General features: G+C 42.1%; 25 protein-coding genes. 22 read left to right on the top strand and 3 right to left on the bottom strand.

Annotation, left to right across the window (positions count from 1 at the left end; genetic code table 11):
- The first annotated feature begins 152 nt into the window (after positions 1-152).
- The gene (locus VB836_RS12555) at positions 153-464 is read left to right on the top strand and encodes a hypothetical protein (RefSeq protein WP_323219631.1); all 312 of its coding nucleotides are present in this window, start codon (positions 153-155) and stop codon (positions 462-464) included.
- Positions 461-637, top strand: coding sequence for a hypothetical protein (locus VB836_RS12550; protein WP_323219630.1), 177 nt, complete (start codon positions 461-463; stop codon positions 635-637). Before VB836_RS12555 ends, VB836_RS12550 begins: the two co-directional genes overlap by 4 nt.
- A gap of 342 nt (positions 638-979) precedes the next feature.
- Here VB836_RS12550 and VB836_RS12545 read toward each other — a convergent pair whose 3' ends face one another.
- Complete coding sequence (locus tag VB836_RS12545) at positions 980-1690, bottom strand: hypothetical protein (protein WP_323219629.1); 711 nt, start codon at positions 1688-1690, stop codon at positions 980-982.
- A 150-nt stretch (positions 1691-1840) separates the two neighbouring features.
- Between VB836_RS12545 and VB836_RS12540 the strand changes: the two genes are divergently transcribed.
- The 9 genes from VB836_RS12540 to VB836_RS12500 all read left to right on the top strand — a co-directional run bounded on the left by VB836_RS12540 (position 1841) and on the right by VB836_RS12500 (position 7886).
- The gene (locus VB836_RS12540) at positions 1841-2437 is read left to right on the top strand and encodes a hypothetical protein (protein WP_323219628.1); all 597 of its coding nucleotides are present in this window, start codon (positions 1841-1843) and stop codon (positions 2435-2437) included.
- 104 nt (positions 2438-2541) lie between these two features.
- Positions 2542-3249 carry a hypothetical protein gene (locus tag VB836_RS12535; RefSeq protein ID WP_323219627.1) on the top strand — a complete coding sequence of 236 codons (708 nt, stop codon included), beginning with the start codon at positions 2542-2544 and terminating at the stop codon, positions 3247-3249.
- Entirely contained in the window at positions 3239-3433 is a 195-nt protein-coding gene (locus VB836_RS12530; protein WP_323219626.1) for a hypothetical protein, read from the top strand. The genes VB836_RS12535 and VB836_RS12530 overlap by 11 nt, the downstream gene beginning before the upstream one ends.
- Complete coding sequence (locus VB836_RS12525) at positions 3430-4425, top strand: metal-dependent hydrolase (protein ID WP_323219625.1); 996 nt, start codon at positions 3430-3432, stop codon at positions 4423-4425. The genes VB836_RS12530 and VB836_RS12525 overlap by 4 nt, the downstream gene beginning before the upstream one ends.
- Complete coding sequence (locus VB836_RS12520; protein WP_323219624.1) at positions 4425-5240, top strand: hypothetical protein; 816 nt, start codon at positions 4425-4427, stop codon at positions 5238-5240. The genes VB836_RS12525 and VB836_RS12520 overlap by 1 nt, the downstream gene beginning before the upstream one ends.
- Positions 5237-5797 carry a thermonuclease family protein gene (locus VB836_RS12515; RefSeq protein WP_323219623.1) on the top strand — a complete coding sequence of 187 codons (561 nt, stop codon included), beginning with the start codon at positions 5237-5239 and terminating at the stop codon, positions 5795-5797. The genes VB836_RS12520 and VB836_RS12515 overlap by 4 nt, the downstream gene beginning before the upstream one ends.
- A gap of 842 nt (positions 5798-6639) precedes the next feature.
- Positions 6640-6909 carry a hypothetical protein gene (locus tag VB836_RS12510; RefSeq protein WP_323219622.1) on the top strand — a complete coding sequence of 90 codons (270 nt, stop codon included), beginning with the start codon at positions 6640-6642 and terminating at the stop codon, positions 6907-6909.
- 67 nt (positions 6910-6976) lie between these two features.
- A complete protein-coding gene (locus tag VB836_RS12505; protein ID WP_323219621.1) occupies positions 6977-7222 on the top strand; it encodes a hypothetical protein in 246 nt (81 codons plus the stop codon).
- Between the two features lie 229 nt (positions 7223-7451).
- Positions 7452-7886, top strand: coding sequence for a hypothetical protein (locus tag VB836_RS12500; protein ID WP_323219620.1), 435 nt, complete (start codon positions 7452-7454; stop codon positions 7884-7886).
- Positions 7887-7944: 58 nt separating this feature from the next.
- Here VB836_RS12500 and VB836_RS12495 read toward each other — a convergent pair whose 3' ends face one another.
- Positions 7945-8157 (bottom strand): hypothetical protein, encoded by a 213-nt coding sequence (locus VB836_RS12495; RefSeq protein ID WP_323219619.1) that lies wholly within the window; start codon positions 8155-8157, stop codon positions 7945-7947.
- A 145-nt stretch (positions 8158-8302) separates the two neighbouring features.
- Between VB836_RS12495 and VB836_RS12490 the strand changes: the two genes are divergently transcribed.
- The 9 genes from VB836_RS12490 (at position 8303) to VB836_RS12450 (ending at position 11798) form a co-directional block, all read left to right on the top strand.
- Positions 8303-9139 (top strand): hypothetical protein, encoded by an 837-nt coding sequence (locus VB836_RS12490; protein ID WP_323219618.1) that lies wholly within the window; start codon positions 8303-8305, stop codon positions 9137-9139.
- Positions 9140-9405: 266 nt separating this feature from the next.
- Positions 9406-9588: a hypothetical protein gene (locus VB836_RS12485; RefSeq protein WP_323219617.1), complete on the top strand. Its 183-nt coding sequence runs from the start codon at positions 9406-9408 to the stop codon at positions 9586-9588.
- A gap of 60 nt (positions 9589-9648) precedes the next feature.
- Entirely contained in the window at positions 9649-10347 is a 699-nt protein-coding gene (locus tag VB836_RS12480) for a hypothetical protein (RefSeq protein ID WP_323219616.1), read from the top strand.
- Between the two features lie 35 nt (positions 10348-10382).
- Complete coding sequence (locus VB836_RS12475; RefSeq protein ID WP_323219615.1) at positions 10383-10580, top strand: hypothetical protein; 198 nt, start codon at positions 10383-10385, stop codon at positions 10578-10580.
- Positions 10577-10753 carry a hypothetical protein gene (locus tag VB836_RS12470; RefSeq protein WP_323219614.1) on the top strand — a complete coding sequence of 59 codons (177 nt, stop codon included), beginning with the start codon at positions 10577-10579 and terminating at the stop codon, positions 10751-10753. Before VB836_RS12475 ends, VB836_RS12470 begins: the two co-directional genes overlap by 4 nt.
- Before the next feature lie 85 nt (positions 10754-10838).
- Entirely contained in the window at positions 10839-11009 is a 171-nt protein-coding gene (locus VB836_RS12465; RefSeq protein WP_323219613.1) for a hypothetical protein, read from the top strand.
- A complete protein-coding gene (locus VB836_RS12460; protein WP_323219612.1) occupies positions 11006-11260 on the top strand; it encodes a hypothetical protein in 255 nt (84 codons plus the stop codon). Before VB836_RS12465 ends, VB836_RS12460 begins: the two co-directional genes overlap by 4 nt.
- A gap of 218 nt (positions 11261-11478) precedes the next feature.
- On the top strand, positions 11479-11622 hold the full coding sequence (locus VB836_RS12455; protein WP_323219611.1) for a hypothetical protein: 144 nt from the start codon (positions 11479-11481) through the stop codon (positions 11620-11622).
- A complete protein-coding gene (locus tag VB836_RS12450; protein WP_323219610.1) occupies positions 11619-11798 on the top strand; it encodes a hypothetical protein in 180 nt (59 codons plus the stop codon). Before VB836_RS12455 ends, VB836_RS12450 begins: the two co-directional genes overlap by 4 nt.
- Positions 11799-11899: 101 nt before the next feature.
- On the opposite strand, the gene VB836_RS12445 is transcribed toward VB836_RS12450, so the two are convergent.
- Complete coding sequence (locus VB836_RS12445; protein ID WP_323219609.1) at positions 11900-12118, bottom strand: hypothetical protein; 219 nt, start codon at positions 12116-12118, stop codon at positions 11900-11902.
- A gap of 107 nt (positions 12119-12225) precedes the next feature.
- Between VB836_RS12445 and VB836_RS12440 the strand changes: the two genes are divergently transcribed.
- Both VB836_RS12440 and VB836_RS12435 read left to right on the top strand, forming a co-directional pair.
- Positions 12226-13233 carry a hypothetical protein gene (locus VB836_RS12440; RefSeq protein WP_323219608.1) on the top strand — a complete coding sequence of 336 codons (1008 nt, stop codon included), beginning with the start codon at positions 12226-12228 and terminating at the stop codon, positions 13231-13233.
- Between the two features lie 126 nt (positions 13234-13359).
- Positions 13360-14793 (top strand): ASCH domain-containing protein, encoded by a 1434-nt coding sequence (locus VB836_RS12435; protein ID WP_323219607.1) that lies wholly within the window; start codon positions 13360-13362, stop codon positions 14791-14793.
- Positions 14794-14840: the final 47 nt, after the last annotated feature.

Below are 14840 nucleotides of genomic sequence, written 5' to 3'. Positions count from 1 at the left end.
ATTCCCAGGTTGATGCAATTAAGAGAATGATTAAATCACACACGCCATACACGGATATTTTAAAATGGTTGAAGAAATAGAAGCCTAATTTTTCAAGTTCGCTAACGGGGGATTATTCCCCCCACTAAAATACTTTTAAATCAATTAAAGTCATGAACAAATACGTCATTTATATTCAAGAAAATTACCTTTTGATTGGGGCTGTTTACTATGAATGGAGCATTAGAAAAGGGAAGGGATTACTAGGAATCAGAAATAACGGCTATCGAATACACTTCAAGCCTTACAGCGAATTATCAGATTTTCTGAAAGGGATGATAGACCGTAATCCTAACAATGTTGTTATCAATTTTGAGGATGCAACTAATATGTCTGTCAAGTTGCCAGAGTCGCCCGAAATATGTTATCAAAAAATTGGCAAAAGGTTAGATGAGTTTATTGTTAAAAGAGGTATTGTTCTATGAATGAAGAATCACCGATTGAAAAATATGAATGCCCTCATTGCAACGGCGATGGACACGAGATTGATGACAACAATGACAACGGTACTATTGTTTGCTACTACTGCGATGGCAAAGGATTTGTTACCTTTCAAGAAGTTGAAGATTACCTGAGTTATGACCCAAATTTAATGTAAAGTAAGAACAGTTTGTATTCATTGGGATAACTTCCTTAGACCGTTCTAGGGGAGTTATTTTCTTGATTATTTTAACTAACTGAATTATTATAGTTTTATGCAGCAACCCGGCTACTTTTGTAGGTGCTTGTTAATCGAATCTGGGTGAACGGTTAACCCCTAGCTTCTCAGGTGTCATCAAAGGTTATTACTGTTCCGAGAGAGAAGTTAACACAGTAAACATGGAGTTGGTAGCGCCCTCACAGAAAACAGCTTGACACCCCGGAAAGACGGGGATTATTTATAAAGATATTGAAGTTCAAACATGATGATGTCCTCGGTGAAAGCCGAGGTTTTTTGTTATTACCAGTCGTATCCTTGAGACTGTTCAGGAGAGATATAATCAATTAAGACGTTAAGCGTCTCGCCTGACTGTTGATGTTGCCAAGCTCCTTGTAATTCTTGAAAGCTAATAAGTTGATTAGGGTTGTTGAACTCAACCAACATTCTAATCTGACCATCATTCGGTAAGAAACCAGAAAGGAGAATCTGATCATTCACTCCCTGCTCGATTTCTAAGTCTTGTTCTGGGGGTGTTAACAAACTATTTAATTCAACTGGGGTAATGCCATCAATCTTCCACATGGAAGTTTGAGAATTATCTTCAGTATCCCAAACGCCGAGGGCAAGTTTCCCGTTAATGACCGGAATAACAGCTTCAACATCAAGCATTTTCCCAATACCAGGAAGCTCGATTAAATCGTCGGCTGTGTACATCTCAAAATATTCTCCGTCAGCCCAATACCCAAAACTGTCGCCACTCTCCGAGCGCTCTTTCGTGAACAGTTGACCACTGACAAGATATTCACCATCTGGAACATCCCAAACAGCAAACGAACCCGTTGAAGCATCTGGGAGAAATTGCCGAATGTCGTCTTGCAAATATTCTTGCTCAACAAACTTTTCAGGAGTTTTAGCACGTCTATCGGTTCCAATTGTTATAAAGTCGCCGATTACATTGACATCTCCATAATCCGTCTGCGGTGAAATTACATCAATAATTAAATCATTCATTCTGTTCTAAGGGTGACTTAAGAAAAGCATTGCTAAACATTTCAAGTTTACACCTAATCACCCCCAACTGTTATCAAACATTAGAGTATCAAACCCAATTCGCATATCCGAAAATTTACTGAGGCAGTGACCGGAAACTTCCGGTATGATATGGGTAATAATTTGCAATTTTTTCTAGGAGCCTTACATAATATGATTCCCGTAGAACAAGAAATTAGAATTGAATCCGCCGAACTCACCGGACTAAACGAGGCAATGGAAAGCCTGGGGCTGAAGTCTTCAGCGTTTTATGAACGGATGAAATTTTTAGGAATTACTCCGACAAAGGAGGGGCGTAAAGCTTTCTTGTCACCGCAACAACTAAAGCAACTTCAACAACTAGGACAACACATTGAAGAGACTGGCTCAATGGAAAGATTCGGAACAAACGGGCAGTTGGCATTAAGAAATAGTGAAACGTCTCTCGCAACTGCGGACGAAGAACTCGGACAATACGAGGAAGAAATCGGCAACACTCAAAGCGATTTCGATACTCAGTACAACGGGATTGTCGCTGATGCCCGAGAACACCGGACGGGGGTTGAGATGGCGAAATATGCGATCGCAGCGCAGCTTGACCTTGAAGACTTGACCCCCGAACAAATTCAACAAATCGAGGCAGTTCGAGCGGCAACGCTCCCAAAGTCAGTCAGCGCATCGCAGACAGCCGCCGACATTCTCAGGCAGTATCGCAAAGGGAAAATCTAGAGGAATTAACCAAAGTTGTTGAGGCAGTTCGCTCGGCTCACTCGGTAATTGTTCTAGGGGAAGTCGGGTTATTAACCAATTTCCCCCAACGGTTGGCCGAAGAGTTGAACGGAGATTATGCGATCGCCACCGCAACTTATAAAGGTTCGGGCAAGAAGTTCTTCGAGTTGATTGCTGAACAGTTGGACATTCCAACGACTGAGGACAAGTTAGATAAAAACGGTGATGTTGTTGGTGAAAAACCGATGACGATGGACAGACTTAAAGAGGAAATCGCCCTCAACTGTTTACCTAATACTTGTCTGATTTTTCCAGAAGCCAAACGCTTGACTACCGGGATTCGATATTGGCTCGAAGACTTGATGAACAATGGGGTTAGGGTTGTTTGTTTCGCCGTTGTCAATCCTAACCGAGACATCTTTCTCGACATGATTGAGATTGAAATCAAGCCCCCGGAAGATAGCCAGATTCGGGCGGTGATGCGGGATGAGGCGAACCTGTTGGGACTCAATATTAATGATTCCCGGTTGGCTGAACTTCAAACTTTGGCTGGGAGAAATCCGGCGATCGCCAGAAAAATTATTCGACGAGAACGGCTGGGAATGAACCCTGACAAAGTGGAGCATTCCCAATATTTGGACATCAGCCCGTTGGTCATGGCGGCGTTGGCAATGTTGGCAATTGTCAGATTCATCGGAATGGGAACGGGAAATAAAGGTCTTTATATTGTTGGCGGCATCGCCATGATGGTCGGAATGTCACTCAAATATTTGGGCCGAGTTAGAGGTTCAAGGAGGAAATATGGCCAATGACATCCATCTCAACATCAGATTTCCACCGGGAATGAGTGACCGGGATAAACAGATCATTCTGAATATTGCCAGGGAAAAAATGGCTCAAACTTCCCCCAGAACCAAGGAGGAAGCTTACCAAATTCTCCAAGCGATTCTCGGGGAATATTTGCCCTATCAAACGAGGAGGGTAAAACTCAGATGATGGCGCTAACTCACTGTGCAATCTCGGCGGCGGGTGTTGGTTTTGCACTTTCATCAACCGACCCGCTCGTGTTGGGGTTGGCAATATTGGGTTCACAGTTGCCCGACCTCGACACCTCAACTTCGTTAATCGGTCAGGTTTTCTTCCCCATCAGTCGATGGTTAGAACAGAAGTTTCCCCACCGAACTTTGACCCATTGCTTTGGCGCGACAATTGCGATCGCCATTTGTTCACTGCCTTTGAAATTCCACTTTGGGCTGAAAGTCTGGCTGGCATTGTGGCTCGGCCACTTAATCGCCTGTTTCTCCGACACCTTTACCAAGCAAGGGGTTCAACTGTTTTGGCCGCAACCTGTCTGGTGTGTGTTTGGCAGCAACCCTCATCGGCGATTAACCACCGGGGGAACTGGTGAATATTGGGTTTTATGTCTAGCGGTGGCGTTGTGTGTTTTAAACATCCAATTGAACAACGCTGGCGGTGTGGTGATGGTAACAGCTAATAGCTTAGGATTGCGTGGCGAATCGGTTAGTGTTTATAACTCAAATGCTGCAAATAAAGAGATTTGGGCGAATATTACCGGAGTATTTGCAACTGATAGAAGTGATGCTAGTGGTAAATATTTTGTTGTTGATAATTTAGGTAATGAGTTCGTAGTAATGAACGATAACGGAATTTACCAGACCGGAGCCGATATCATCGCTAACAAACTCACTTTAACTACAGGAAACGCTCAACAGCGAGAAATAATCACATTAACATTTGCGGACGAGAACCCGATAGAACAGTTATCAAGAATTCCTCAAGGAAAATTGATATTTATATCAGGACAACTAACTTTAGATTTCCCCGAAGATATTCCCCTAGAACAATCTAATCAATGGAGTTTATCAGGCTCAACGATTCGATTTAATTATTGTAACTTAGAGAAAGTTTCTGAGTTACTCAGAGAACAATATGTTATCGGTACTTTACAAATAAAGGTATTCAAATAATGTTGAGAGATATTTTACCAACAATTCCTTTACTCGCTTTTTTGTGGAATCAACCCACAGTGCAACCTGAAGCTGTACAACCCAATACGTTACCCAACAATCCAACGATTGAACAAGTAGAACAAGACAACTCAATTCGACATAAAATTAATTGCAGTGTTATCTCATTAGATGACGTTAAAGTGAGCGAAAAAGAAACCGTTGGGGCTGGACAATTATTATGTGATCGCACCGAACAACGCCAAGCGCTTGAGAATAAGAAACAACAGCTAGAACTCTCTTTAAGTCAGCGTCCTAGCATTCAAACAACAACTGAACAGCTTACACTTCCTCCGGCTGATTTTAGTGTTTATGAAGCTTCAATTATTGCGGCTCGATCTGAGTTAGCCAGACTGGAGAATTTAAGACCGATTGAGACGCTACATTATGATGAGCATCTCGCAATGTTAGCCGAACCGGAGCGCTGGAACGCTCAACAACAACAACAAGAAGAAATTAGTAAGGCACGGTACGAATTAGCCGAAGCTATCAGCGATTTAAACGAAGCGAAAATGGAACGACAAGACCAGGAATTTAGATGGTTGAGTCAGCAGCAACGCCAACAACAAGATTTAATTATCTCTCAGCAGCAATCAGAGCAACAATGGAACTTTCAAAAAACAATGATTCTTAATTCTATTCAAGAGATTGAGGAGAAATTAGAGGAAGTTGTAGCTGTAAAAAGTCCCTATTCTGGGAGTGTTAGACGGGTGAAAGTTGTCAGCCAAAATGAGCGTATTATTAACGTAGAACTAACAATAATCGGGGAAAGATGAAGCGATTAATTAATATTTTACCCTGGCTAATCGTAGCGGCTTTAATCTTTAAATATTGGGTAGATTCTCAACCAACTACAATATCAATCCAAGCTCCCCTAGAACAAGTTTCAACAACAGACTACACAGACTTTCTACCAACTTACACAGTAGTTAACGGTTCAGTCTACGATGGAGACACAATACGAGTAACTGACGGCAAAACTGAAATTAAAATCCGTTTTGCTTGTGTAGACGCGCCCGAACGCTCTCAACCGGGAGGAATTGAGGCTAGAGATGAACTGCGGAAAATTCTATCTAGCGATCGCAATCAGGTGAAAGTTGATGCAATCACCACCGACCGTTATGGTCGAACAGTTGCTGAACTCTGGAACGGTCAAGGATTGGTTCAAAGTCAATTAGCTGGCGCGGGTTTGGTCTATCCTTACGAACAATACAAGTCAGATTGCAAAAACTGGGACGCTGTTAAACGAGCGAGTGAATTTGCGATCGCGAACAAGCTCGGAGTTTGGGCAAACCCAAATGCAGTTAAGCCTTGGGATTATCGTAAGAAGTAATTATCAATTTTTGATAACAATCTGGCTTTCTGTTTTGGTGAAACAAGGCTGTTTGCTGCGTAGTGAATGGTCTAGACGTCGTGGCTCGAACAGTGGCACCGCTTGGGCATTGGTTCGGCAGTGAGATAAATCTGCGATGATTGCGGCGCCAAACTCGCATTATTTTTTTAAATTGCACCAAAAAAACCCGGTGAATTCCGAATGCAAAATTGCTCGGTTAGCTCACTCCTCCGTCCAGCCAGGCGCCTGTTAATTTCATAGGTTATCTATAAAGTGAAAGATGTAGGCGCCTGACTTCCCTCCCCCGTTCGTTCCACCTCGCACCCACCCACCCACCCCCGGAATGTTCCGAAAAATGGGGACGGTTCGTCACATCGGCGTTTTGTTGCTGACTATGATAGCTTCTACTCCGACGCCCACTACGTGGGCCGCAAAAAAACAGCCGATAGTTCCTCACCGTTTCAAAAAATAGAAAAATAATAAGAAAAATAAACGGCAGATGTGGCGCCTGCGGCGCCACTATTGCAGAGCTTTTAGGAGTTGCAAATAATATGTTAACGTGCTATTATATTATTAGTTGAATTAATAGTTTGTTATGTCTTCTTATATCCTTTCCGCCGTTTCTTCTGCTTCTTGCGTGGGTTTTTCTGGTAGTCGTTCGCTGTCTGCGTCTCAGTTTTCTGCTATTGAGCTTGCGGTTTCTGCCTTGTCTAGTCAGCCTGTTAGCGTGGGCTGCGCGGCTGGCGTTGATGAGCTAGTTCGCCGTTTAGTTCCGTCTGCTCGTGTGTTTCGTGTTTCCGACTGCGGTTTCCGTGGTCGTGGGGCGTTCGCTGCTCGTTCGGTTGCCTGCGTTCGCTCGGTTGCCGTCTCCGGTGGGTTGTGGGTTTCGTTTCCGTCGCTTGCCGATTTCGGTTGCCCCGTCGGTTTGGTTCCTAGTTCGTCTAGTTCCCGTTGCTTCTCAGGTTCGGGTTCGGGTTCGTGGGCGTCGCTGGCTTTTGCTGCTGGCCTTGGCGTTCGCTGCCTTGTTTTTCTTCCTACTGTGGCGGCGCCGTCGTGGTTATCTCCTATTTGCCCCGGCTGGTTTGAGTTTACTTCTAGCGACGGTCAGTTGAGCTTGTTCTAGTTTTTCTTGGGGGGTCTTCCCCCCTTTTTTCCAGTTGTTCTAGGGGAGTTTAAATTATGGAAGCACTTACTCACGATGAGATTTGGGGCGCAGCATCACATCATGGCGCGATCGCAATAGCAGAGTCACCCAGAAAATCAAATCACAGTTTCACCGGGTTTTGTACCGATGTTTTCTTCGACGATGCTGATTGTATGAATCGCTTTCGGTCGATTGTAGAGAGTTTGACCGGGATATTTTTGGCGGTTTCTTATGAGCAGGATTACGCCAGAGTGCGAGTTCCTGTAGAGCCGCCATTTTAGTTGTCGCTCCCCCGTTCGGCATCCCCCCCCTTGAGATTTATAGATAGTCTCTTATTAACAGGTTGTGGGGGGGGATAGCCTCCCTCCTCCGCTCTTAGTTAGGAATTTTCGGAGAGTCGGAAATTTTCGGAGAGTCGGAAATTAACACCAAAAGAAAAGATTGTTCATTCGTCGGGCGCCCACAAGGGGCGCACCTCCTCATTCACGAAAAGTTATTAAGGTTTTAACAATGAAAAAAGTAGGAAGAATTGATGATGTTAATCAGTTTGTTTTGTGGTGTCAAAAGTATGAGAGTTTTTTGGAAAAGGATAAATATTATAGTGGAATTAAAAGAAGAATTTATGATTTTAAAAATGGAATTGATGAGCGAGGCTTGAAATTGATTAACAGATTTTGTGAACCTGAAACGATTTTATTATTAAAGTATGAAATCAATGGTGGTTTGAAATTACATAGAGATAGCGGTGTTGGAAAAACAGCGTATACATTGAGTAGTGTAGACTTTGAGTTTAGTTGGGATGGAAAATTGTATAAATGTAAAGCAGGTGATATCTATAGTTTTGATGGTAAAAAATTACATGGCTTAAACAAGAAATTAAATAGCGAAAGGTGGTGTTTAGTTTGGTGGGAAAAAGAAAATGATTATCAGTTGAGTTTGTTTTAAATAGCTGGGGGTGAGTTATCGCCCCCACAATAAGACCCCACCCACCCACCCAGAAAGTTTAATTTTTGCCTTTTGCCTTTTCTCTTTTACTGAGGACTAACTGATAAAGAGCTTCTCTAATCTCCTTATTCGGAATTCCTTTGAGCGATAGCCACAACGATGGAGGAACTCGCAGCGCAAATAGTTTTATAGCTGGCTCATCCCTCTCCTGATTAAGTATGGCGGGATTTGCAGCCGTTTTAAAGTTTGGATTACCTACGGATTTGGGCATTTTAGCTTGTGTTAACTCACTACAAAATAATGTTAACACACTATTGTCGATTGCAAGTTAACGCGCTATAATATAAAGAGAGGGCGGAAGTTGTAGCTTTCTCGCCCCAGTCAAATTAATAGTTTGTTTCACTGAGGATTATATCATGTTTGAAAAATTCTTGCTTCAAGTCGTTCCCAATGCTGAAGAAATCATCAATTTCAAACCCGAAGTAGGGCGAGGTAAAGTATTCTGGGTTTGCTTCAAGAATCAGTTCGGAAAAGTATCAACCTTTCTCAAGAAGAAAGTGAGTGATTGGGTTCAGAAAGTTTATGCAGAATTCTCAAAATACAATTGGCTGAAATTCGACACAGTGGAAAGCCCAGAGGGTAAAGTTTACGGAGTTTCACAAACTTATTGCACCTGCCCAGATTTTAAGTATCACGTTTCTAAAGGTAAAACTTGGCGTAGTTTTTGTAAGCATCAATTAATGCAATTGATGAGCAAATCATTAACTGAACAAATCACCGATGAGAAAGCTATTCGATTGAGAAAATATCGAGAAGAGAAAAATCAATTGATTGAAAAGCTAGACGCTTTAAAATCAGAAAGCTTCTTCTACGAGAACTTTAAACATTACGGCTTGTATTATTCTCTAGAATCTATCAGCTTAGGAAATGCTAGCTTCAATTTGACAAATGGGCGAGAACGACTAGGGCGAATCTTGATTAATAGCTATTCTTCAATCTCTCAAGCATTCAAGGGAAAATTACCACCGATAGAATTTGAAAATTCATTAGATGCTTTGAATTATCTCTTGAAAGGAATCACTATCTACACAATCGAAGAACAGCAGGCGATGAACTCATTATTTGTTGATGACAAATCAGAGCCAGAATACCCGATGCAAGATTACTTTGAGGAAGAAAAGGCAGAAGAATCTAAACCTGCAAAAAAGAAAGTCTGGCTATCACTGAACGACCTTCAGGAAATGCCGTTTTAGGCTATCAATTATCCCTAGATTTCGGAATAATCTCTGAACTCAAACCCGGAACTAAAATCTTGATTCTCTGGGGAAAGTTCAAAGGCGAGATTGGGAAAATCAAGGATTACAGATTCAAGCCCGAAAGCGGCGACTTCTATTGGATTTCAGTTTGTAGAAAGCGCATTTTTTTAAAGAGAAATGAATTTGTAGTTGTTGATTAATAAATCCGTCCCTGTCGGTAGGTGGTTAGACCGTCAAATGCAAACATTATCAGAGGAATACAAGTGGCTTATTACTACAAAAATCGAGAATGTGTCTGGGAGCATTCAACTTGCTGGACAGATTTCCTGAACTACAAGGCAGGAACTAAAATAACTCGATTGACAATTGATGGCACTGAATTTGTAGCTGAAGGTCATCTTTCTCGCTCAGAAGTGATCGCGTGGATTGAGTCAATTTACAGTTAAAGCTCAGTCCTGAACATGACGCTAAACTGTTCAAATTGCAAACATTATCAAGGTTAAATCATGGCATTACCTGACAATTTTCGATTGAATTTTACTGACGGAGAGCTTCGGAAGAATCTACCTATCTTGATTAAAACTGACTGTTCTAGCGCGGCTGGCATCTTTTCAATGGATGGCAAAACAGCCTACGAAGATTTCGAGTTCATACCATTACGACTTGACTATACTCGGGATTCTTACGAGGGTAAAAAGCTAGGATTGCTGCTGTGTGTGGCGATTGGGGGTGAAACTTCTACTAGCAAGAACGGAAAGAAAGTTCGTATCCCAATTCCCATCGGTTTAGCGTTTTATCTCATGCTCAAACCATCTCGCACAATGCAAGGTAGCTTAGATAATTTTTTGTCTATGCGTAGCGCAGTAGAACAAATGATGAAAACTCGTTCTTGTGGTTTAATTTGGGCTTGTGAGTTTGAAATTAAAAGCGGTTCAGCTATAGGGCCATCAGGCGAGTCACAACCGATTAAATATGCTCGTGTGAGTTACTTAATTCGCCCAGTTGATGAAGAAAATGAGTTAGAAGTTAAGTTGATTAACTCGCTCAGTTCTGAATTCTCAACGTGCGAATTATTTAGCGGCGTTAGCCCTCTTGACAACGAAATTATCAGTCAGTTTGATGAACTAGCGCGAGAGTCTGAAGTCAAGCGCTTTAAATCTTCAGTAGAACAGCGACAATTACCACAGTCTAGCGACTACAACTAACACGTTAACGGGGGTGAAATATCCCCCTTAGAACGATGAAAAACGTCTACATTTGGTCTGTCGGATTTTATGACTTCAATCAAGATGGAGAATATCGAGAGGAAACCATAAAATCTTACTCTTGCGATGTTTCAGAAATAGCCGCAGAAATTAACGCCTATTATGGTTTTTTTGATTGGGCCATTTTGATTGGAAACGAAAGCGAAATGATACTTCGGGAGATATTCAAATGAACGAAAATAGTTATGAAGAATGGCTGAGAAATGTGATTTTTGAATGTGAAAACTGTGGCGAAATTCTGTCATTAACAGAACGCCAAGACCCAGATGACGAAAACTTCGGGGAACTGTGTTGTCCATATTGCAACTCTTTAGAAGTGTCTATTTCTAAAGTACGAGACGATTAATTTTTTATTTTCAACTTGAAAGGATTATCAGGAACAACAGATGATTTATTTGCCGTCAACAGATATTTCTGTAAACGAAAAAAACATGGCATATATTTCTTGGAAAAGTCGCTGGATAACGTTCAACACTATTTCAGGGGAAGGCTATCATCTCACCCTTCGTTTCGACAAGGAAGATTACGATATTTTGTGGAATCACTTCCACAAAGCAGAGTTAAATTGTTCAACTGCAAACATTATCAAAAACGAACAATGATTGTTAACATTTCTGGATTTTCTTGTGAAATTTACGAGCAAAGTAACGGCTATTGGAACGCCACCGTTTACACGCACGAAAATTCTAACTTTATTATCAGCAGCTTTGGTGCAAACTCTTGGAATGAGGCGATGCAAGGCTATCGAGAAGTGATTCAAGAGCAACTTTCCCACTTTAACTCGTCAATTTCTCCTGGCTATGATTGGAATTACGAAGTAAGAATCGGCAACGACGAAACAGAAGAATTCTAATTAACCACGTCCTGAACATGACTAAACTGTTTTGGACTATTTTAACCGTGAAAGCCAGTTGCATTTTTTGAGGACTTGGTAATTTTTCAAACCCGAATGGGTGCTGTTGGGCGATTTTTGCGGGTGGGCGGTGGGGCGGCAGTGGTAGCAAAAATCGGGCAAGGGCGAAGGGCAAACGCACCCATGAGGGTTTCTACTTTATTTGAGGAAAACTAGCAATGATTTATTGCAAAGATTGTGGAATGATTTTAACTTTTACAGACTTGGCATTAACTGATGAATTGTTATCAAAGCCAACCTGTAATAATTGCAATTCAACTAATCTCGAAGATACTGAATCTAATGAGGATGAAGAAGAATGAAATGTCCTGAATGCAATGGCTTAAAAATGATTCATATTCCGGCACAACCGGGAGTTCATCAACGCTATGATATGCCTTGCTATGTTTGCGATGGAACTGGCAAACTTCCAGACCGAGAAGAATTACCTAACAATTGCCCAGCCTGCGGCGAACCCATTCGTGCCGACGAAAAGTAGTGTGAGTTTCACAAAGGAGCCGAACAATTTGAATGAAATCAACTTAAATTGATATCAAGAAATCTCCCCTAGAACAAATATAATAGGGGAGAGCTACACTTCTATTTCTTCCCATTTTGGGCGATGAATTCAGCGAATTTCAATCGTTCGCTTTCATCCATTGTCCATAGTATTTTTTGGATATTCTCACCCACCAAGTCTCGCCTTGACTGTAAATAGTCGTTAAGGTTTTGAGGTGACAATCCACTCTGTCTTGCCCACTCAGCTTGAGTTTTTGAGCTTTCAGAAATAATCACGGCGATCGCCTGTCTAACTTCCATTAATTTTCGTGAACCTCCTTTCCTAAATACTCGATTTAGAGTATAGTCAAAACATAAAAGACCCCCAGAACGGGGGAACTTAAAACAAACATTATCATGTTTCAACAATGACACAGAATATTTCAAAGATGCGGTGTGATAGTCCGCACTCCATACCCAATACTAACCGGGAGAACGGCAAAGTTGAGGGGGATTTCTACGCCTTACAAAAACACGAGTTACTTGCCTTGAGAGAAGCCAAGCTCATTAATAATAGCGGCTTTGTCCATTTAGCTCTACGCCTAGAAAATCCATACTGCGATCGCGATATTGAAATCATCCCTAAAGAGTTCGCTAGTCGTTGGAATATTCCCCAATCATCGGTTTACGAAGCACTGGGGAAATTAGAAGCGGCTGGGGCAATCAATATCAAATCTGGGAAGGTCATCATTGAATGGTCAAATTCTCAACAAAAAGATGATTCTGGGAACCCAGAAAATTTACAGAAACCCAGAATAGATTCTGGAAACCCAGAACGGATTCTGGAAACTCAGAATGAATTACGGAAACCCAGAATGGATTCTGGAAACCCAGAAAATCGACCGCTAGAACCCGCACCAGCAAAGGATTTCAACTCTCTAAGACTTATTCAGAATATTCAGACTAATCAGACTCTCTCAGAAGCAAACCCGTTTGATGAATTTTTCGCCAACTTGGACATGAGAGAGAGAGAGGGGTTTTTAGATTTTGCTCGAATGAAGACATTCGGATTCAAACAGCGAATTGTTTCACTCACTGACTGGCTGAAAGCAGATAACACCAGATTTCTGGAGTTTAAGACGGAGTGGGAACATCTAGAACGAAAAAACTCTGTGGCGACCATGATTCCGCCCGTGACTGTTGAACAATCAAACAACGTTGTCAAACTTCCACTTTCACCAGCCCAAAGATTAGAGCAATATTGCGATCGCTTAAAAGAAGATTGGGGCCAAGTGAAGTTTAGGAAATTAGTCAGCATTTACCCGAGCGGGTTTTACTTGGATGTCGCAGGAAGCGCGACGCTGTTTAACATTGACGCTCTCGAACGATTAACGCCGGAGCAATTGGAAGCGATCGCAAACGGGGAGGGCAGTTGATGAAAAACCGCCATCTTCCCATACCACTTGGCTTATGACGCCGACATAAGAATTCCCGCAGAACAAACCAGCTAAAGCGCCGGGAAACTGCGGGACAACTAACACTTTTTTAATGGACTTCTAACCATGACATATTCTGACTATTTCATTGGGGAAAGTGATTCTTCTTGGGATGACGCGGCTGTTCTAGGGGAGTTGGAAAAAGACCCGACACTGAGCATTTATCGTTTAGGAAAACTGACGGGGTTAGATTACTTTCGGGTGATGGCTTCACTGAAGCGACAAAATTTGTTTAACTCGCCGAAAATCGAACCCATTGTTTTAAATACTCCGAAAATCGAAGAATTACCTCAAACCTGGCAGGCAGGCGATGAATTTATCGAATATGGGAACCGCCGAGGGCGACTCATCAAACCCATTGAATCGAAACAGGTGCCAAAAGCTTGGCTTGCTGAGTTTAACGGGTTGAAGTGTGTTGTATCAGAGGATTTCATCTCACCAATACCGATGGAAGTTTCCGGTCAGTTGTTGATGTTTCCCTTAGAACAAGAGGAGCCGGAACCACCAGACCCCGACGAGTTTCAAACTTATCAAGAGTACAAATCAGCGATCGCAATTTGGGAACAGAAAAACCCCGAACTAGCATCGATGCTTCAACCCAAGAACGAAGTTAAGCAGGTTTCAGCGATTTTCATGGATGCTGAGAGTGAAAATCCTTGTATCAATGCGGCTATATCTCCGACTGTGGAAAATTGCCAAACCACCACAGTTAAAGGTTTAGAGTCAGTTAAGTCTGTCTTGAGTGCGATCGCCACCATTGCCCCAACAGTTGATAATCCGTTAGCCATCAAAGGCGATAGCCCGAAAACGGAAGTTTTAACTATTACACTCTGGCAACCTTGGGCGACGTTGATCGCAATGGGAGTTAAGCAGATTGAAACTCGCTCGTGGCCGACAAAGCACACCGGGCGGATTTTAATTCATGCAGCCAAGCGCCCAATAAACTGGGACGAGATAGAACTCAATGAACTTGAAAAACAATTCCCAAATATTACTCAATGGGATTATCCGTTAGGTGCCATTGTTGCTGAAGCTAAATTGACGGGTTGTGAGCGCTCAGAGAAAATCAGAGACTCACTCTCAACGGTTGAAAGAATTTGCGGGAATTATTCAGATAATCGTTATGGCTGGAAGCTTGAAAATGTTAAGCCTCTCTTAATTCCCAACGTTAAAGGGAAGCAAGGTTTATGGAAGTTTGATTTCATTGAACCAGAACCCGAGATTAAACCCGAAGTTAAACCCGAGATTAAAGAGCGGAAGTGTCCGCCAAAAGGCAAAGGTTCAGGATATATAAAGCTGCGTGAGGCGAACAAGAAACGTAACGCCGAGAAAGGTAAACCGCCATCGGTTTATTACCTCTGGTATTATTCATTTACCGACCAGTTTGGACAGGAGCATAAACGCTCTGTTTATCTCAAAAATTCCCAGGTTGATGCAATTAAGAGAATGATTAAATCACACACGCCATACACGGATATTTTAAAATGGTTGAAGAAATAGAAGCCTAATTTTTCAAGTTCGCTAACGGGGGATTATTCCCCCCACTA

This window comes from Limnoraphis robusta BA-68 BA1, from assembly GCF_034932365.1.
Lineage (GTDB): Bacteria > Cyanobacteriota > Cyanobacteriia > Cyanobacteriales > Microcoleaceae > Capilliphycus > Capilliphycus robustus.
Note: the sequence above shows the minus strand (reverse complement) of the source record. Positions and strands in the feature narration are given on the sequence as shown.